Source organism: Sphingopyxis sp. Geo48, assembly GCF_949769155.1.
Classification (GTDB): domain Bacteria; phylum Pseudomonadota; class Alphaproteobacteria; order Sphingomonadales; family Sphingomonadaceae; genus Sphingopyxis.
Window position 1 is genome coordinate 876,608 of sequence record NZ_CATKPA010000002.1, and the last position, 18,946, is coordinate 895,553.

Below are 18,946 nucleotides of genomic sequence, written 5' to 3' on the forward strand. Positions count from 1 at the left end.
TTCCGGACGAACGGACGCCAAGGCAGCTTGACTGGGCCTGAGCCAAATGCGGAATGGTACGGCGATGGCATCCCTTGCGTCCTTTTCATCCCCGGTCGCCAAATCGGGCAACGCCGTTTAAGTTCCAGGCGATCTTCACGGTCGAGGGCTGGTTCGCCTGTGTCAAATTCGCAAAACTACTCTCGCAAGCTGCGACCCCCATGATCGGTCGCGATCATAGAGCGCCTCGCGAACGACTGCCAGTTGATCCGACATTGCCGCAACACGCCCTTCGTTCACCATCAAGTCGCGCAACTCCGCTTCCATCGCGTCCTGACTGTCCGCCTCGAATATCGCGCATCCGTCACCCAAAGCAGCTATAGCGGGAACGATCGAACTCATGAGCGAGGGGACGCCGTGAGCAGCCGCCTCGAAGCCCACCACGGCAAGCCCCTCGTTGAAAGCCGTTCGCGTCGGACAGACCAGTAAATCCGCGGCATCGATTGCCCGATGCACCGCTGTCCCGTCCAGCTTGCCCACGAAGGAAACGCGCGGGTCATCGAGCTTGGCGATCAGCGCTTCGAGTTCGGCGGTTGCGCTCCCTGCACCCGCAAACACCAAAGTGAGATCCGGAAAGTCCGACTTCAACGCAGCAAACGCGTCCAACAGCATAAAGACGCCTTTGTCGTGCTCGATCCTGCCAAGATACAAAAGGTTACGAACTCGGCTGACGCGTTTCACAGCATGCCGATGCGCCATCTGAGGAATCTGTGCCAATCCCTGTACCCGCCCCAAAGTCACTTGCGCAATCTGCCGCGCGCATTCGGCCGATGTGCAAATCGCATCGTCGATCGACCGGGCGCGCCATGCAGTTTGCGCTTTTCGATAGACTCCTTTTGCACCGCCCAAGCGTTGCCCCATAGGCCAGAATGTATTGTGCGCCGTCAGCAGCAAGCGCTGGCTGCGCCGCGCGAGCCTCGGCCAGAACGCCGACGGAAAGTCGGTTGCCGCAAGGATCAGATGGGGCGCAAACCCATCAATTGCAGAACACACCCGGTTTCCATAGTCATTCTGCGCCGCAAAATATTCCTTGCGGCTATTCCAGCTACCTCGCGCGATCCGATGAAAAGAGAGGGACCGGTCCATCTGGTCCCTCGGAACGGATGTCTGAACGAAGATTTGCGCATCCATGCCAAGACGCTTCACCAATTCAAAGAATTGCGCGGAATAGGTGATGATCGGAATGCGCGGATCATGCTCCCGGCGACGCCAGCATTCATACGTGCCCGCAAGATCGCCCGGCCCCGGGATGTAACTTATGCGAAGCGGAGCATCTGGATCGAGCCCCAGGCGAAGACGCAACTTTTCCGGAGCGTCGGCGGGGAGACCCTCCACTCCGAAACTGTTGTCGGAACCCATCCAAAATCCAGACCTGAAACACGGGACAACGCGGCGGCACTCGAACGAGCCTTTTGCATCGCGGCGCCCTTTGATCAAGAGCTTGAATCGGATATCTTTTACCGAGTACGAGCCGGGCGTCCGGGCAAACTCGCAGTCGCGAACACGGCGCCGGCGATCAACCACGTCATCGGCACGATCGATGAGTTGGGAACGCTGTCCAGCAGATTGATGGCGAGCAACGCGCAGAGGGCGGCCGATGGAACCGAAATGGCCTCGAGCGCCTTGCGCCGCCACAAGAGGCTGACGGCTCCGATCGACAGCAGGCCGAACATCGACAAATACCCCGCCCAGCCCCACGTGCCGAACGCAATGATCCAGCTGCCGTCGGTGACGCTGTTGTCCTTCCCCGTTTCGGGGTCGTAAATGCGATTCCGGCCCCAGCTTCCCCAGCCGAACATCGGCTTTTGCGCGACTTTCTGAAGCAGCTCATCCTCGTTTGTCAGCCGCACTCCGAGCGAATCGCCGCGATCGGCGCTGAAGGCGTTGGTCATTTCGGATATCGTCGCCGTGGGGATCAGTCCGGCGGCGCGCACCGCGGGGTAGAGCAGCACCAAGCCGCATAGCGCCGCGCTCAGCAGGGCAAGCCGCCGGGCGCGCAGGAACGCGATCGCCGGGACCATCACCGCGGCGAGCACGAACGCCCCCAGCGATTTGCACAGAACCAGAATCAGCGCCAGATAGGCTGCGAACAGTCCCGACCGCGTACGGCGCGTTCCCGTGGCCTCCTTCCACCGCGCGGCAGCCGCCGCCAGCGCCATGGCACAGAAGATCGCGACTAGCAGGCCGTGACCCAGGAACACCACGGGGCGAAAGCCGCCTCCGCGGATCTGTTGCCCGAAGCTGTGCGGAAAAAAGCCGTAGATCAGCCGGTGCAACTGGGGGCTGAGCCGGACTTCGATCAGCATCAGCACCGAATAGGCCAGCGCCGCGAGCACCAGCGCAAAGAGGAACTGGCGGCGGCGCTCGTCAGTGTTCAACAAGCCATAGGCAGCCACAAACGGGATAAGCGTGATGACGTTCAAAGCCGCCTGCGACGCAGCGTCGTAAAGGGTCATCGGCGGAATGAAGCGGTCGCCGTAGAGGAAGGATTCGGGATTGAAGACCGACGTCGCGAACGGCGAGAAGACGAACAGCACGGCCAGGCCGACGATCGCGGGATTCTTGAAGGCGCCGAGCCATCGTTCGCGCGCGAACAGCGCGCAGCCGATCAGGATCGAGAGGTTGGAAATGCTGGTCTTGTCGAGCGGCGGCACACCCGAAAACTCGAACGAGGTCTTGACGGGGAGCAGCAGATAAGCGCCGAGAACCGACCAGATGAGCGCCCGGTGTGCGGGGAGCGTCGCAAACAGCAGGATCGCCACGCACGGCCAGACGCCGAGGACCAAATAGGCAAACAGATTCGGAATGGAACGCCCCCCGCGCGGTTATTCAGCGGTCGGCATATGCGGCCGCGGGACGTTGCAGTCCAGCAGCGCGCGCATTTTGGGGCTGTTTTCGTTCGGCGTGTCATAGCTCGCCTTGGCGCCCCAGCTTCCCCACCGGGTCCCTTGCCGCCCCACACTGTTGAAATGGGCGAGCAGGCTGCAACCAAGGTCGCGGTGCACCCGCATGAGTTCGACATAGAGATCATACATGCGCGGATGCGACTGCGCCGCCGCCAGCGCCGGACCATAGGGCAACTCCGCCTGCCCCTTGGGCTGGATATGCTGCCCTCCCTCATAAGCGATGTAGGCAAGTCCGTTGCGCTTCGCGAAATCGATCGTCCGGGACAGGCTGTCGCCGGCGCGCAGTTCCGCCAGCGTCGCCGCGACATCGTCGATCACCATATCGGCTGTCAGCGCCGCGCCAAGGCTCGCCCATTTCTCATAGGCCGCGTCGCGAGGCCCGACATAGGCCGCCGGCGACACCGTATCGACCCCGCCGTTTTCGAGACACCACCGGATCGTGCGTTGCGACGCGTCGAACCAGGCCGCCTGGACCGCGCCGACCCGCACCAGCCGCTTCGCATCGGCTCCCGCCCATTCGCGCTCCCATATGGCGAACGTCCGCCTGAACAGCGCCCCGATCCGCTCGGGGTGATCCTTCCCCTCGGTCTTCGCTTCATCCTTCCAGGGATTCCCGCCCTTCGCTTCGACCAAGGCGCCCGCCAGCGGCGAATTCAGCATCCAGCCGGCCTGCAGAAAGCCCCAGTTCCAGACCTCGTTCGAATATTCGAGATAGACTTTCAGCTTGGTGTCAAGCGTCTGATGCACCAGCTTCGCAAACTGTGCGATATAGTCGTCGGTCGCACGGTGCGGGATGCAAAACCACGGATCGATCTGAAGCGTGTTGCATAGCTGGACCATCAATTCGATCGCGACGCCGCCCGAAAACTTCATCTCGAACGGTGTCGGCGCAGGACCGAAACGCGCGTCGGGATCGCCCGGCATGGCCACCATCGTATAGAATGTCGGCCGTTTCCGGTTGCGCCAATGTTCTTCGATCGAGTTGTTCGTGCCCGCCCAATCCATGAACCGCAGGCAATGGAACGGACGGCAGAAATCGAGGAATTCGGGCAGGAACGGATCGCGCTTCAGGTCCGCATTCTCGTCTGCTTCCGCAACCAGCCGGATATTTCGGATGTGATTGCCGAGCTTCGAACGGTTGATACGGACCCCTTCATATTTTCCAGGCTCGTTCCGCATACGGAATTTCACGCGGCCCGGCTTGCTTGAGATGATCTGCGTATAAGCCGTTCCCTCGATTTCACCTTCGCCGTCATAGAGCAGGACATAAATGCCAGGTGGTCGGCAGTTAGGAACTAGGGTTGCAATCGTCTGCAGATCGTCGAGCCCGGCCACCCGGATCGGCACCTCTAAGGGATACCCATCCTCATCATATTGGAATGACGCGGCAACATCGGTGTTATCGGGCCCGGCGGGGCTCAGATTTTTCGTGTACCAGGGCCTCGCCCCCAAAAACAGGTTCCGGAAGGGAAAGCCCGGCTCCCAGTCCGCGATTCCGGCCAGATTCATGCCGATGGGCAATTTGGGAAAGCTGTCGCCGCGCGGGATGGGAATCGGTTCCTCACGCGTCGCGGCCCACAGTCCGCCGAGACCGGCCGTGAAGACGCCCGCGCCGGCCGCGGAAGCGAGCATCAACGACCGACGATCAATCTTCATCGGCCCACACCGCGCCGGTTATTGAGCCGCCGACGCGGCGTTCAAAACAAGACATTGTCCCGGAACTCGCTGGAACAGGCTCGAGCAAAAGCCTGCAGGAATTCCTCGAGCGCGTCGGGCGAATAGCCGGATGCCCCCTCTATCGTCGAGACGCGGAAAAGCAGCCCGTCGGGAGAAACGCCCCCAACATTCGCCAGCGCCATCGAGATTCTCTGTTCGGCCCACCCGACGGGAAAATCCCTACCTACGCGGACCCAGTACAGAATCTCCTCCTTCGGGCCGCCGCGATCGGCGATCAGCTTTCGCGCGGCGATGCGGCGACCGTCGAAATCGAGCGACACAGCCTTGGAAGAAACGATCGGGAAACCCGCCGCCGGATAGCAAACCTCGGGCCGATGGACCTGAACGTCATTCTGCTGGATATGGTTGTACGCCAGCAGCACCATGATTGTGGGCAACCCGTCGCCTTCGTAGATACGGGTTTCGAGATTCTGATAGAGCTTGTCGGAAAACGGGTCGGGGGCAGCGGTTACCAGTTCGCTGCTCGTCCGCGACCGCCACCTGCCCGCCGCCCCAGGGATCATCTTGCGGAACCGCTCTTTGGGGATGGGCGCAGCCAAGGCTCTCGGCATGTTGAGGGAGGAGATGGCAGCGGCCGTAGCCAGCCCTAGGCCAATCAGGGCGCCTCGCCGGTCGATCATCCTGATATCGGCACGTTCGCCCGGCGAAAAAATATTGCGTCTGGTCATATTAGCCCTTTGGATCGGCCGCTCATGCTTAGTCTCCGCCATACCAACTCGCCAACGAAAAAGATCGTCACTATACAAGGGCGCGGCTTGCAAAGCTGTTCGAACAGCCTAGGCGGGAAACAACGCAAGCGTTCGGGGGGCCAAGCTTGAGAATTGCGTATCTGGTAAATCGCTATCCGGCGACAAGCCACAGCTTCATTCGCCGCGAGATCGCAGCAGTCGAGGCCGCAGGCGCAGAGGTGTTTCGCTTCTCGGTCCGCCCCGCGGACCTCGCCGCCTTGCCCGACCCGCGCGACCAGGCGGAAGTCATGCGAACCGAGACGCTTCTAACCCCAGGCGGCCTGCGACTCATGCTGCGGTTGGCGGGCCGATTCTTCCGATATCCGGGCCGCGGCATCAGGGCGACGCGGACAGCCTTTGCGCGGGTGGAATGGAAGGTCGCGCCGATTATACGGCGCGTTGCCTATCTGGCCGAAGCCGCCGAACTGGCCGCGCGGATGCGGGCGCTGAAGGTCGATCACCTGCACGCCCATTTCGGGACAAATCCCGCGATGGTGGCCCGGATCGCCAGCAAATGGAGTAGCATCCCCTACAGTTTCACGGTCCACGGCCCCGACGAATTCGACCTCGCCGGCCCGCTCGACCTCGCCGGGAAGATCGCCGACGCCCGATTTTGCGTGGCGATCAGCAGCTTCGGGCGCAGCCAGTTGATGCGCTGGAGCGCGTTCGACGACTGGAGCAAGATCGAGGTGGTCCGGTGCGGCGTAGACGAAATGTTCCTCGATGACGACGCCCCGTCGCCTGTGCCTGCCACGCCGCGCCTGTGCGCCGTCGCGCGATTGAGCGCGCAAAAGGGCATACCGCTGCTGATCGAGGCCGCGAAGCGCCTCAGGGACGAAGGCAGGCATTTCGAACTTGTCCTGATCGGCGATGGCGAAATGCGGGACGAGATTGAACGGATCGTCGATCGCCACGGCCTCAAAGCGATAGTTCGGATCACTGGATGGGCGAGCGCCGACGAGGTGGTCGCGCATCTGTCCGAGGCGCGCGCTATGGTCTTGCCCAGCTTTGCCGAAGGGCTTCCGGTCGTGATCATGGAGGCGCTGGCACTCGAACGCCCTGTCGTTGTCACCGCAATTGCCGGCACGCCCGAACTCGTCGACCATGGGTGTGGCTGGCTTATTCCCGCGGGATCCGTCGACGCGCTGACCGATGCGATGCGCGCGGCGCTAGACGCCTCGCCTGCCGAGCTCGCCGCGCTGGGCAGTGTCGGAAGGGAAAGAGTGCGCGACCGGCACGATGCGAGCCGGAATGGCCGCGAACTCCATCGCCTGTTCCAGCTCCATCACGACATCGGCCGATGACATGATCGCGCTGCTGGCCTGGCTCCTCGCCCTCCCCCCTCTGATCGCTCTTTCGATATTCGTTCTTGAAACGCTGCTCGGCCTCGGGCGGCTTCGCGAAGCACCGCCACCACCGGGGCAGCCGGAAACCGTCATATTGATGCCCGCGCACAATGAAGCCGCGACGATCGGATCGACTCTCGACCGGCTGCAACCAGCCCTCGGGCAAAATATTCGCCTGCTAGTCGTCGCTGACAACTGCACCGACGACACGGCGAAAATCATCCAGTCGCGCGGTCATGCGGTGGTCGAGCGCCATGACCCGGAGAACCGGGGCAAGGGCTTTGCGCTGGCGTTCGGATGCGACCATCTGCTCGCCTCTCGCGATGAGCGCACGCTCGAATGCGTCGTCGTCCTCGACGCCGATTGCGAGACCGACGCGGCATCGCTGTCGACGCTCACGCGGACCTGTGTCGCGCGGCGCGTGACCGTCCAGAGCCGCAATATCCTTCGGGAAGCGAGCGACGCCCCCGCAAAGGTCCAGATGTCCAGTTTCGCATTCTGGATCAAAAGCGTCGTCCGCCAGCGCGGCGGGATGCGTTTGGGTGGTGCGGTCCTGGTGACCGGTACCGGAACAGCCTATCCTTGGGCCCTGTTCAAGACGCTTCCGCTGGCAACCTCGAACATCGTCGAGGACTTGGCGATTGGTATCCATCTGACGCGGAACCGGCAGGCGCCAATCTATCTGGACAGTGCCTCGGTCCGGAGCGCGGCCGCCGATGAGACGGCGACGCTGAGCCAGCGCACGCGCTGGGAGCACGGCTTCCTCCAAACCGCCCGGACATTCGCTTTCAGCGCGATCCACGACGGCATCCTGTCGCGGAATCGAAAGCTGCTCCACCTCGGCCTCCACCTTCTCGTTCCACCCCTGACGTTGCTCCTGCTCGTATCGCTCACAGCGCTCGCGGCAACCGGCGTTCTGGCGTGGCTCGGCGGAGATTGGTCGGCCTTCGTCGCGCTGGCTGCCGCGATCCTGCTGGCAGCCGCCGCTATCCTGCTCAATTGGGCGGTCGAAGGGCGGCGTTGGCTCAGCGCCCGCGCGATGCTCCAGTTGCCGCTGTACATGGTATGGAAGCTGCCGGTCTATCTCGGTTTCGTGCGCGGCAAGAGCGTCGGCTGGGTCAGGACCGAACGAACCGACGCGGGAACGGAACAGCGGCCTTGACCAAAATCCTGACCATCATCGTCAATTACCGCACCCCCGAACTGGCCGAAAAATGCCTTGCAGCGCTCGCCAGCGAACGATCGGGTGACGCCGGTCTCTCGGCCATCTTGGTCGATGGCAATTCTGGCGACGGATCGGCGGAGCGGCTCGCCGGCTTCCTGGCGCGTACCGGGTTCGACGGATGGACCGACCTGCTTCCGCTCGATTTCAACGGCGGGTTCGGTTGGGCGAACAATCAGGCGATCCTCAGCCGCGGCACCGACCTTCCCGACTATATCTACCTCCTCAATCCCGACGCGGAGGTGACGCCTGGCGCCGTCGCATCGCTCGCCGCGGTGCTCGATACGCATCCCCGGGTCGCGGCCGTGGGCAGTCAGCTTATCGAGTCCGACGGCGCCCCCGCCGCCTCGGCCTTTCGCTTCCCCTCCCCGGGCCGCGAGTTCGTGCGCGGATCGCAAACCTTTGCCCTGCATCGGCTGCTGGGCATTCCGCCGATCGTTCTGGCGCCGGACGAGGCAGGTCCGGTCGGCTGGGTAACCGGCGCCAGCGTAATGCTGCGCCGCGATGCGCTCGCCGCAACCGGCCTGTTCGACGACGGCTTCTTTCTCTATTTCGAGGAAGTCGAACTGATGCGACGCCTGACCCGCGGCGGCTGGCAGATATGGTGCGAACCACAAAGCCGCGTCCGCCATATCGGCGGCGCGTCGACCGGCGTCGACGGGAAACAGGTGCGAAAGCCGAAACCGGCCTATTGGTTCGCATCGCGCAACCGATACTTCACGCGCAGCGGTGGAGCCGCCTACGCCTGTCTCGCGAACCTTGCCTGGCTGTCCGGCTTCGCGCTGATCGGGGGCCCGCGCATGTTGCTGTCACGAACGGCGCGTGCCAACGCAACTGCGGGGGAGACGCGGGGCATCATCCAGGAGGGCATCTGGCCCGCGGCACGGCATCGCAGGGCCTCGATCGCCAGAATTGGCTCGGCCTTTGGTCAATTGCCCCGCTGGGCGGAGGATAGTTGACCGATCCGGAATATCGCCCGCGGACGTATCGAAACGCAGAAAGTCCAAAGCAATCATCGCCAATCGAGTGAGCGCATGACAAGAAGATTCCTGAGCCCCTCTCTGTGGATACTAGCTGAATGACGTCGCGACACAAACTCGGAATCGTGGTGATCGGACGCAACGAGGGCGAACGCCTCAAGGCCTGTCTGGCGAAGCTGCCTAACGGGCCCACCACCGTATATGTCGATTCCGGATCGCAAGACGGCAGCGTGGAGTTCGCGCGGGGACGGGGAATCGACGCGTTTTCGCTGACGTCAGACAAGCCGTTCACGGCTGCACGCGGACGCAACGCCGGTATCTGTCACCTGTTGAAACGGCACCCCGATCTTGAGTTCATCCAGACCGTCGACGGCGACTGCCTGATCGATGATCACTGGCTTGAAAAGGGCGTCGCCGCGCTGGAGGCGCATCCCACGGCAGGGGTCGTCTTCGGAAGCCTCCGCGAAGTGAACCCCGAAGGCAGCCTGTACAATTACCTGTGCGACAGATCGTGGAACGCACCCGTCGGCGAGGCCGAAAGCTGCGGCGGCATCGCGATGCACCGGGTTGCCGCGATCCGGCCGGCGGGCGGCTTTGACGAAACGCTGATCGCCGGAGAAGAATCCGACCTTTGCCTGAAGATCAGGAAGGCCGGCTGGTCTGTGCTGAGCGTCGACGCAGAAATGGGCCTTCACGATGCCGCGATATTCGAATTCTGGCAATGGCGACGCCGGATGCGGAGGACGGGCTATGCCTACGCCGAACATGTCGCGCGAAACGGCAAAGAAAGCCTGCCGAGCTGGAAGAGAGAGGTGCTCAGATTTTCTTTCTGGGGCTTGGCCCTCCCCCTGTTCATCGTGTTCGCCGCCTTCTCCCTGTTCTTCGCCAACAGGTCGTTGTTGTGGTTGGCGGCACCCCTTTCGCTGTACCTCCTTCAATTCTTCAGGATATGGAGGCGCGAGAGGGGGAAGAGCCGATATGCGATCCGGATCGCGCTGCTGACGGTGTACGAGAAATTTGCCGAGTTGGCGGGCGCTTTTCAATTCTTGACGAAACCGATCGCCGGCAAGCGATCGAAGATCATCGAATATAAGTAGAGCCGCGCCGCCGCGATCCGTCGCCGCGCGCAAGCTTGCTCAGTTTTCGGGCACGAGCCGACCCGGATTTCCGACCACGACGCCATAGGCGGGGACATCCTTCAGCACCACCGCATTCGCCCCGACGCGCGCATGGTCGCCGATCGTGACCGGCCCGATGATCTTCGCGCCCGCGCCGATGTCGACATGGCCGCCGATCGTGGGAATACCCCGGTCGTTCGCCCCTATGGTCACTTGCTGAAAGATCAGGCAATTGCACCCGATCTCGGCGCCGGGGTGGAGGACGATGCCGTTGGGATGGGGGATCAACAGACCACCACCGATCCGGCTGTTGATCGGGATGTCCGCGCCGGTCACGGCCGACCAGAAGCGATGCCGCAGGACCGCCAGCTTGCGCGCGAAGGGCGCCAGGATACCCCGTGCGTCCTGATAGCGCCGGATGCTGGCCAGCAGCGCCCGGGGCGGATCCCATGCGCCCGCCGCCTTGCGCTCGCGGGACCAGTCGGGGTCGGACGCCGATATTGCCGGCTGGCCTTCGGGATCGAGGATCGCCATGGGATATCGCTGTTCCTTCGAAATGCTGTCCGTCGGCGCCATCAGGGTCTAATGCCTGCGCTCGCGCCACGCCAAGGCGAAAATACGCGGGCCGGTGACCAGGTAACGCTTCCACAGGCGCCTCGGTTCGCTGAGCAGGCGGAACGCCCATTCAAGATGGAGGTGCTGCACCCAGATGGGCGCTCGCCGTTTGCGGTCGACGAGGAATTCGATCGAGGCCCCGATGCACAGTCCGACACCCCGGCAGCGCCGGTCGGCCTTGCATTTCGCAGCGACAATCTCGCTTTGCGGCGCGCCGATCGCGAAAAGGGTGAAATCGGCGCGTTCGCGCGCTACGAAATCGACGATCGCATCGATGGCCCCTTCGTTGCGGAGCACGCCCATCGGCGGAAGATGCTGGACGATTTCAAGGTCCGCGAAGCGCTCGCCAAGTTCGGCCATCATCGCCTCGTCACCGCCGACGAGAGCGATCTTTCGACCGGCGAGCCATCGGTTGCGAAACAGGTAGGCCGTGAGGTCGCTGCCCGTCACGACATCGAGCCGGATCCCGCGGAAGCGCGCCAGAAGCTGGAGAATACGGCTATCGCACAGGCGCATCGCGGCGTTGTCATAAGCCGCCTCCAACCGTCCTATCGTCGCGTTTCGCTGCCTGGGATTGAGCAGCAGGACGTGGTCGACGTTGGGCGTGACGACATAGGAAAAGCAATCGCGGCCCACGAGCTCGACAAGCTCGCGCGCGACCTGTTCATAAGACGATCCGGTAAATTCGATGCCGAGAAACCGAACACCGTCTGCGTCAGTAGGCATTCTTGTCCCAGACCAGCTTGAACAGGGTTTCGATCATGATCCTGAGGTCGAGCAGCGGCGACCAGTTCTCGATATAATAGATGTCATATTCGACCCGCTTCCGCGCCCGATCGGTGGTCGCGATCTCGCCGCGCAATCCGCGGATCTGCGCAAGGCCGGTGATCCCCGGCTTGACGCGATGCCGCGCCGTATAGCCTCGGACGGCGTCGAAATAATATTTGTCGCCGACGCGCATCATCGTCGCGTGCGGGCGCGGCCCGACCAGCGACATATCGCCGCGCAGGACGTTGAAGAGCTGCGGCAATTCGTCGATGCTGGTGCGGCGGATGATCCGCCCGACCCGGGTGACGCGGGGGTCGTCCTTCTGCGTCCGCGCCGCGCCGCTGACGTCCTGCCGGTCGACATACATCGAGCGGAATTTCAGCACCGAAATCTCGTTGTTGTTGAAACCGAAGCGCTTCTGCCGGAACAGGATCGGTCCCTTGCTTTCGAGGCGGATCGCCAGCGCCGTGAGCAGCAGGAGCGGCGATAGCAGGAGCACGGCGATCAGCGCGATGCCGCGGTCCATGACCTCCTTGAGAATGCCGTCGACGTCGCGGACGGGCTGTTGCCAGATCGTGAAGACGGGGATCGAGCCGAGGAAGTTGATCCGGTATCCCGCCTTGAGTTCGAGCGCTTCGGTCGGCAGAACACAGATGTCGATCGACGCGGCGCTCAGCGTCTCGGCGATATAGGCGAGCCGGTCCTGCTTGATCTCGGGCAACGCGAGGATGACCTGATCGAGGTCACCGTCGCGCGCAAGGTCAAGAAGCGCTTCGAAACCGCCGAGATAGGGCAGTTCCTCGACATCGTTCTTCGTACGGCTGCGATCGTCGGCGTAGCCGATGATCCGCAAATGCGGCAGGCGCTGGATTTCGAGAAGTTCCAGCACCTTGTCGATCGTCGCCTTGCCCGACGCGTAAAGCGCGACCCGCTGCCCGACGACGCCCTTTTCCATCAGGTTCCAGATCAGCTTCCGAAAAACGATGCGGCTCACGAAGAGCGCAATCATGCTGAAACCGATGAAGTAAAGCGCGAACCCCCGCGAGAATTCACGCATCATCTCGAGCTGGAAAATCACCAGGCTGGTAAGCGCCGACGCGAGCAGGAAGTCCGCTATGGCACTCCCCCCTACATCCTCGCCCTGCCCTCGGAAGACCGTATAGCCATCGCGCGAGATGCGGATGAGGAAATAGTTGATGCACATGATGATCGCGCCGGTGCTGTGCAGGCGCGCGTCGTAATAATAGCCGATCGTCAGATCATAGACCACGACCGTCAGGAGATAGGCGCAGAAGAAGCAGGCCACATCGTTCGCGACGCCGAGCGACCGCAACACATTCGACGTGAAGCGGATATGACCGCTGCTACGCCGCGGGACGGGCTTCAGCTTCCCGTGCATACGCCCCCCGAGGTCGCACATATTTTTTCGGGGCTGATGCGCGCGAACAGGCCGCGCCGCCGCGGCGTGCCCGGCGGGTCGTCGACGAGGAAGGATACGCGCGCGCGGGCAAGGCCGGCCTCGGCCTTCGCCGCACATAGCGCGTCGCCATATTGCGAACAGGTCCGCGAGTAGACGGCCCAGGCGCGAACCGAAGAGGGTTTCGCGATCGCAACATCCTGGTCGAGCGTCACCGCCCGCTGCCGGTCGCCGACGCGGAGCAGGAAGGCGCGATAAGCGTCGGCGAGTTCCAAGCTTTGCGGCAGAAAATCCATGCCGCGCTCGAAGGTCTGCCGCGCCCGGATGTCCTGCCCCTTGGCGATATAAGCGCGGGCCAGTTCGACATAGCCAAGGTAGTTTTCCGGAGAGTCCGAAACAACGACGTTCGCGTCCTCGATCGCCCGATCGAGGTTCCGTTCCGAAAGGCTTCGGGCTGCCCTCACCAGGAGGGCGTCCTCGTTTCGCGCGTCGGCCGCGAGCACCCTGCTCGCCAGCTCATAGGCATTTTTCTTGTCCCCCTGCGCCAGCAAGATCCTGGCCATTAGCGCCTGGCCCTCAAGGACATGCTCGTCGAAGAGTCTCGAAATCAGGCGCTTCGCTTTATCGGATTCCCCCGCGTCAAGATAGAAGCGCGCCAATATTATCTGCTGGGCCCGCGTTCCGCTCCCCGAAATATATTGGAGTTGCGTATCGGAAAGCGGGCGGCGATCATATTCCCGCCACAGCTGAACGAGCCTTGCGAGAAGCTCCCGATCATTGGGCGACCTGCCCATCGCCTTGACAATCTCGCTCCGCGCGGCCGCGATTTCGCCTGTCTTGTAAAGCAGATTGGCATAGTCGAGCACAAAATCTTCATTATAATCCATCGTCTTCAATATGTCGGGGAGGATCGCCTTCATCCGCTTCCCGTCGCCCTGCAACCGGTAGATCTCGAGCCGCGTGACGTTGAGCGCGGGCGTCGTACTGCCGCTGGCGATCGCCTCATCTACGGCTTTCAGCGCGACATCCGTTTTCCCGTCCAGAGCATCGAGGCGCGCGAGCAGGATGATACCTCCTTCATCCCTGGCATTGAGCGCGAGAATATCCGACGCCATCTTCCGCGCGTCGGCCGGGCGCCCATCGTCGATCGCGATAAAGCCCTTGACCAACATGGCCTGGGTCGCACCCGGCATGAGCAGCAACAGCCGGTCGGCCGCGTCATCGGCCTCGCGAACGCGTCCCGTCTGCAGGCCAAGTTCGGCGATCGCCTGAAGAATTTCCGGATTGTCGGCCTGCAGATCGAGCGCCATCGAATAGGCATTGAAGGCGCTCGTCAGCTGTTGCGCCCGCAATTCGATCCGCCCCAGCAGGATATAATAGTCCGCGACGTCGTCCCGCTCGGCAATCGCCTCGCGGATCGATTTGCGCGCCGCCTCGACGTCGCCCGCCGCCAGCTGGCTTTCGGCGATAGCGGCGTTTTCGGCGGCACGTTGCGCCGAATCGGCACACCCCGATGCGACCGCCAGCCAAAGGGCGAGCGGCAGCATCCGCATTGCGAGCCGAAAAGTCGGGAGAAGTGCCAAGCCGCTGCCTTATGTTAACATATGAAGCCGGTCGTTGTTACGAACGCTTCTGGATAGGCCGTTGATATCGCTGTTGGGTTAATGCGGTTGACTTTTCCCGGCAAGTAGGTCCAATCGATCCAACCGCTTAAGAGCGGTGTATTTCCACTAGAGGTGATCCGTGAACAGAGCGACCGCGGTGCTGCTTATAGGCCTGGCGGCCGGTTTTGCCACAACGGCTGCGGCGCAGCCATCGCTGCCCGTCGCGAACCAGTCGACCCCGGCGGCCGGCGCCTCGCCCGCAGCCTCCCCGCTTCCGGTTTACCGTATCAACCCGGGTGACGAGCTGGAGATCAACGTCTGGCGCGAGGATCAGCTCCAGCGCGTCGTCAAGGTTTTGCCCGACGGCTCGCTGAGCTTTCCGCTCGTCGGATCGATCCAGGGCGCGGGCCGGACCCCCGTGGAGATCGAACGCATCATATCCGCCGCGCTCACCAACAAATATGTCGACGGCAAGGTGCCGGACGTCACCGTTGCAGTGCGCAGCCCTTCGGGACTCCAATTTTCGGTCATCGGTAAAGTCAAAGGTCCGGGCATCTTCACGCCCGGACGCTATGTCACGCTGCTCGAGGCGTTGAGCTTCGCCGGCGGTGCGGACGAATTCGCAAGCCTCGACAACATCGTCATCGTCCGCAAGTCGGGCGCGGGGCTGGTGTCGATCCCGGCGCGGCTCGGCGGAATCCTGCGCAGCAAGTCGGTTAGCAGCGAAGCGGTGAAGAATATCCCGATCATCGAAAGCGGCGACACGGTCATCGTGCCATGAGCGAACGGCACCTGTTCCGACATCGCGCTCTTGGCTCTTCGCTGCGACGTGGCGCTTGCACCGGCGCGGTCGCCGTCCTGATGACGACGCCCGCCTATGCCCAGATTGACAGCGAGGTCGTGGTTTCGGCGTCCGCCGGTTATGACAGCAATCCGTTCCTCGCGTTCGGCGGCGATCGTGATGTCGCCTCGTTCAGGCTTGAGTTGGTACCGACGATTTCGCGGTCCGACGAGATCAGCAGCATCCGTGTTTCAGGCCGGGTCGAGCATGTCGAATATGCCCGTCTTTATGATTCGGCGCAAAATCTGTCGGCGAACGTCGATGCGACCTATCGGATCAACGAACGTCTCGACGTTGCCGCGCGCGTCCAGATCGCCAGCACGATATCGACGACCGACTTCACTCGCCCGGTCGACGTCGGCGGAGATGGTGACGGCCTTCCGCCGCCGATTGACGACGACATCACCTTGCTGGGCGACCGGCAGCGGCGGAACACCGCGTCAGCGCAGGCCTCGTTGCATTATATCGCGAGCGAGTTCGACGATATCCGCTGGACCGCGCTCGTGCAGACGCAACGCTATCCCTCGTCGAACAACCTCGAAGATTCCGACTATGCGTCACAGCAGATCGCCTATACGCGGCGGCTGAACGAGGATATCACGCTCGGCGGGGTACTTGCGGGAAGCATCAGCAATTTCCGGAACGGCCGCGCCGGCGACGCCAAGATGATTTCACCGCAACTGTCGTTCGGCATCCGCCTGGCGCCGCGGTTCGAAGTGTCGGGCAGCGCCGGCCTGTCCTTCACACGCACCAAATTGGCGCAGGGGACGAGCAGTTCCACAACCTTCGCGGGCAATCTGAGCCTTTGCTACAAGGTGACGCTCGACAATTTCTGTTTGACCGGCTCGCGGCAAGTCCTGCCCTCCGCGATCGGCGGCGTCCGCGAGCAAAGCTCGATCGGCGCGTCCTATTCGCGCCGGCTGTCGGAGCGTGACACGATCCAGCTCGGTGGCAGCTATGCAACCGCCTCCAGCCCGTTGACCGGTATCGGCGGCGATTTCGAGAGCGTCCGCGGCTATGCACGTTACGACCGCCAGCTCACAGAGAAGCTGACGCTCTTCGCGAGCGCGGGTTATTCGGATTCTTCCGACGATTTAGGCGGCAAACGGTCGAACGTTCAGGGGGTCATCGGCATTTCCTATCGGTTCGGGGGCGTGCGATGAGCGACGATCGTTTGGAACGGGAGGAGGAAGGCGGAAATATCCTCGCCCACCTGCCCACGATCATCCGCGAGCGCTATCGCTGGCTGCTGATTCCGGCTGTCCTCAGCTTGATTGCCGGGGTTGCCGCGGCCTTCCTGCTACCCACCGTCTATCGCTCGACCGCGACCCTGCTCGTCGAATCGCCGCAGCTTCCCGAGGATGTGGTCGGGACGCAGGACGGCGACGTTGTCGACCAGCGGATCGCCAAGATCCGGCAGCAGGTTTTGAGCCGCCCGCGTCTCATCGAGCTGATCCAGAAATATCGCCTCTATTCCGACGAGAGAGCGCGCAAGTCGCTTTCCGAAACGATCGAGCAGATGCGCAAGGCCACGACGATTGAGGCAGTCTCCGCCGAACTTCAGCGGTCGGGAGGAAAGTCGTCGACGATCGCCTTCACGCTCAGCTTCGATTACAAAACGGCGGCGCAGGCACAGGCCGTTGCGCAGGATATGACCGAGCAGGTGCTGCTGCTCGACGCCACGAAGACCTCCGAGCAGGCGGCGAACACTGTACAATTTCTGACCGATCAGGCCGCAGCGCTGCAAAGCCAGATCAGCGAGCTCGAAAACGCAATCGAGACGGTCAAGGCGCAGAACGGCCTGGCGCTGTCGAACAGCGGGGCGCTCATTTTTGGCGGATCCACCGGCGGCTATGATGCCCAGATCATCGCGTTGCAGCGCGACAACGCGCAGCTTGCGGCGCAAAAGGAAGCGCGCAAAAGTTCCGCCGACCGCGATCCGATCGTTGCGGCCGCCGAAGCCGAACTCGCCGCGGCGCAGGCGCGCTATTCCGACGACCATCCGGACGTCGCGATCGCACGCCGCCGCCTTGCGCAAGCCAAAATCCTTGCCGCGAGCAATGCGGCCAAGTTGCCTCCCGACATGATCGACCAGCAGATTGCGTCGAACAGCGCGCAAATCGCAGCGCTTCAGGCGGCGAAGGCTCAGGAGGTCGGACGGCTGTCGGCCGCGCAAAGCGCACAGGCGCGCGGCCCGCTCGTCCAGGAACAGATCGCGCAGCAACAGCAGAAGCTCGACGGCCTCAACAAGCAATATGAGAGCGTATCGACGCGGCTGCTGTCCGCGCAGGCGAGCGCCAAGGCCGAAACCGAACAGAAGGGCGAGCGCCTTTCGGTCATCGATCCGCCGGTCGTCCCCGAAGATCCGAACTCTCCCAACCGGCCGCTCCTGATCGCTGGCGGGCTGGTCTTTGGCCTCGGCTTCGGGCTGTTTCTGATCCTGGCAGTCGAGCTGTACCTCCGGCCCATTCGCGACGTCCTTGACATCCGTGCGGTGACAGGAACGATGCCCATGGTCTCCATTCCGACGATCGATCCGGCAAACCAGCCTTCCACGAGCTGGTGGCAGCGGCTTCGATCCCTTATTCCACGCCGCAAGCACGCCTTGCAAAGTTCGGGTGACTAGAGCGGCCGATGAACAGCTTTCCCAACCTTCCACAACCTCTCGGGGGCACACCGCTCATAGCGGGCCTTCCGGGAATCGGCGAAGTACCCGATGCGCGCGACCTAGAGCTCAGCGAAAAGCTGGTCGGCTTCGAATCCAAGGATCCCCGCTCGCGCTCGTTCAACCTGCTCCGGACCCAATTGATCAAGAAGCTGGCGGAAAGCGGCGGCCGGCTCGTCGGCATCACATCGCCGGCGCCCCATGCCGGCAAGTCGTTCGTCGCCTCCAACCTTGCTGCGTCGATCGGGCAGCTGCCGAACAAGCGAACCTTTCTCATCGACCTCGATCTGCGGCGCGCAACGATCGCCCGGATCTTCGGCCTCGATGTGCCCGAAGGTATCACCGAATTCCTTATCGGCGACGAGATCGAACTGCGGCAGATCGGACGGCGCATCGGCGAGAGCAATCTTGTCGTCTATCCGACCCTCGCGGCTCCGGTGAATTCGGCCGAACTGATGGTCAGCGAACGGCTCGATGATCTGGTGGCGCGCGCGCGCGCGCTCGGCGACGACGCCATCGTCATCTTCGACCTTCCGCCCGTGTTCGCAAACGACGATGCCATTCTGGTGGCAGAGAAGCTCGATGGGGTGCTGCTCGTCATCGAACAGGGCGTGACGACGAAGAAGCAGCTCCAGGGCGCGATGCAACTGATCCATCCGACGCCGCTGCTGGGGACCGTGTTCAATCGCTTCACCGGCGGCAATGGCGATCCTTATGGATATGGCGGGAAGTACGACAGCTATTACAATAGCTGAATAAAGGCAGGCGCAGCCGACGAACCCGGCGACTGGTGGCTTAGTCGCTGCGTTGCCTATTGGTCCCGATTCTCGTCCAAACTGCGCCAAAACGGGCTACCGCTCTTTCGCCCGGCCAAATTCGGCACGACGAGCCCGCCACCCTCGCGCGCCTCGGCGAAGTATCTGAGCCCGCGCCGGTCGGCCACCGCTCTTGCGCGGAATT

16 protein-coding genes are annotated in these 18,946 nt (G+C 62.8%); 8 read left to right on the forward strand and 8 right to left on the reverse strand.

From position 1 onward, the window contains the following. Nucleotides 1-162: 162 nt before the first annotated feature. The 4 genes from QOL79_RS10980 to QOL79_RS10995 form a co-directional block, all read right to left on the reverse strand. Entirely contained in the window at nt 163-1,398 is a 1,236-nt protein-coding gene (locus QOL79_RS10980) for a glycosyltransferase family 4 protein (RefSeq protein WP_283419606.1), read from the reverse strand. Between the two features lie 98 nt (nt 1,399-1,496). Continuing rightward, nucleotides 1,497-2,801, reverse strand: a complete 1,305-nt coding sequence (locus QOL79_RS10985) for an O-antigen ligase family protein (protein WP_283419607.1) — start codon at nt 2,799-2,801, stop codon at nt 1,497-1,499. Between the two features lie 63 nt (nt 2,802-2,864). After that, nucleotides 2,865-4,601: a hypothetical protein gene (locus QOL79_RS10990; RefSeq protein ID WP_283419608.1), complete on the reverse strand. Its 1,737-nt coding sequence runs from the start codon at nt 4,599-4,601 to the stop codon at nt 2,865-2,867. A 41-nt stretch (nt 4,602-4,642) separates the two neighbouring features. Continuing rightward, a complete protein-coding gene (locus tag QOL79_RS10995; RefSeq protein ID WP_282947554.1) occupies nt 4,643-5,350 on the reverse strand; it encodes an exosortase C-terminal domain/associated protein EpsI in 708 nt (235 codons plus the stop codon). 146 nt (nt 5,351-5,496) lie between these two features. On the opposite strand from QOL79_RS10995, the gene QOL79_RS11000 reads away from it, so the two are divergent. The 4 genes from QOL79_RS11000 (at nt 5,497) to QOL79_RS11015 (ending at nt 10,055) form a co-directional block, all read left to right on the forward strand. Continuing rightward, nucleotides 5,497-6,714 carry a glycosyltransferase gene (locus QOL79_RS11000; RefSeq protein WP_283419609.1) on the forward strand — a complete coding sequence of 406 codons (1,218 nt, stop codon included), beginning with the start codon at nt 5,497-5,499 and terminating at the stop codon, nt 6,712-6,714. Between the two features lies 1 nt (nt 6,715). Further along, nucleotides 6,716-7,918: a glycosyltransferase family 2 protein gene (locus QOL79_RS11005; protein WP_283419610.1), complete on the forward strand. Its 1,203-nt coding sequence runs from the start codon at nt 6,716-6,718 to the stop codon at nt 7,916-7,918. Then, complete coding sequence (locus QOL79_RS11010; RefSeq protein WP_283419611.1) at nt 7,915-8,937, forward strand: glycosyltransferase family 2 protein; 1,023 nt, start codon at nt 7,915-7,917, stop codon at nt 8,935-8,937. Before QOL79_RS11005 ends, QOL79_RS11010 begins: the two co-directional genes overlap by 4 nt. A 146-nt stretch (nt 8,938-9,083) precedes the next feature. Continuing rightward, on the forward strand, nt 9,084-10,055 hold the full coding sequence (locus QOL79_RS11015; RefSeq protein ID WP_283419612.1) for a glycosyltransferase family 2 protein: 972 nt from the start codon (nt 9,084-9,086) through the stop codon (nt 10,053-10,055). Between the two features lie 39 nt (nt 10,056-10,094). Here QOL79_RS11015 and QOL79_RS11020 read toward each other — a convergent pair whose 3' ends face one another. From QOL79_RS11020 to QOL79_RS11035, 4 genes are read right to left on the reverse strand one after another with little or no spacing between them, the layout of a single operon-like run. After that, complete coding sequence (locus tag QOL79_RS11020; RefSeq protein ID WP_058454144.1) at nt 10,095-10,610, reverse strand: serine O-acetyltransferase; 516 nt, start codon at nt 10,608-10,610, stop codon at nt 10,095-10,097. A gap of 48 nt (nt 10,611-10,658) precedes the next feature. Continuing rightward, complete coding sequence (locus QOL79_RS11025) at nt 10,659-11,417, reverse strand: WecB/TagA/CpsF family glycosyltransferase (RefSeq protein ID WP_282947543.1); 759 nt, start codon at nt 11,415-11,417, stop codon at nt 10,659-10,661. Further along, nucleotides 11,407-12,858, reverse strand: coding sequence for an undecaprenyl-phosphate glucose phosphotransferase (locus tag QOL79_RS11030; RefSeq protein ID WP_058454145.1), 1,452 nt, complete (start codon nt 12,856-12,858; stop codon nt 11,407-11,409). The genes QOL79_RS11025 and QOL79_RS11030 overlap by 11 nt, the downstream gene beginning before the upstream one ends. Beyond that, nucleotides 12,843-14,423: a tetratricopeptide repeat protein gene (locus QOL79_RS11035; RefSeq protein ID WP_283404280.1), complete on the reverse strand. Its 1,581-nt coding sequence runs from the start codon at nt 14,421-14,423 to the stop codon at nt 12,843-12,845. Before QOL79_RS11035 ends, QOL79_RS11030 begins: the two co-directional genes overlap by 16 nt. 196 nt (nt 14,424-14,619) lie before the next feature. On the opposite strand from QOL79_RS11035, the gene QOL79_RS11040 reads away from it, so the two are divergent. The 4 genes from QOL79_RS11040 (at nt 14,620) to QOL79_RS11055 (ending at nt 18,741) form a co-directional block, all read left to right on the forward strand. Continuing rightward, entirely contained in the window at nt 14,620-15,261 is a 642-nt protein-coding gene (locus QOL79_RS11040; RefSeq protein ID WP_282947537.1) for a polysaccharide biosynthesis/export family protein, read from the forward strand. An 80-nt stretch (nt 15,262-15,341) separates the two neighbouring features. Further along, the gene (locus QOL79_RS11045) at nt 15,342-16,484 is read left to right on the forward strand and encodes a hypothetical protein (protein ID WP_282947535.1); all 1,143 of its coding nucleotides are present in this window, start codon (nt 15,342-15,344) and stop codon (nt 16,482-16,484) included. Then, nucleotides 16,481-17,947 carry a GumC family protein gene (locus QOL79_RS11050; RefSeq protein WP_283419613.1) on the forward strand — a complete coding sequence of 489 codons (1,467 nt, stop codon included), beginning with the start codon at nt 16,481-16,483 and terminating at the stop codon, nt 17,945-17,947. Before QOL79_RS11045 ends, QOL79_RS11050 begins: the two co-directional genes overlap by 4 nt. Before the next feature lie 8 nt (nt 17,948-17,955). Then, complete coding sequence (locus QOL79_RS11055; RefSeq protein ID WP_058453923.1) at nt 17,956-18,741, forward strand: CpsD/CapB family tyrosine-protein kinase; 786 nt, start codon at nt 17,956-17,958, stop codon at nt 18,739-18,741. Nucleotides 18,742-18,946 lie beyond the last annotated feature (205 nt).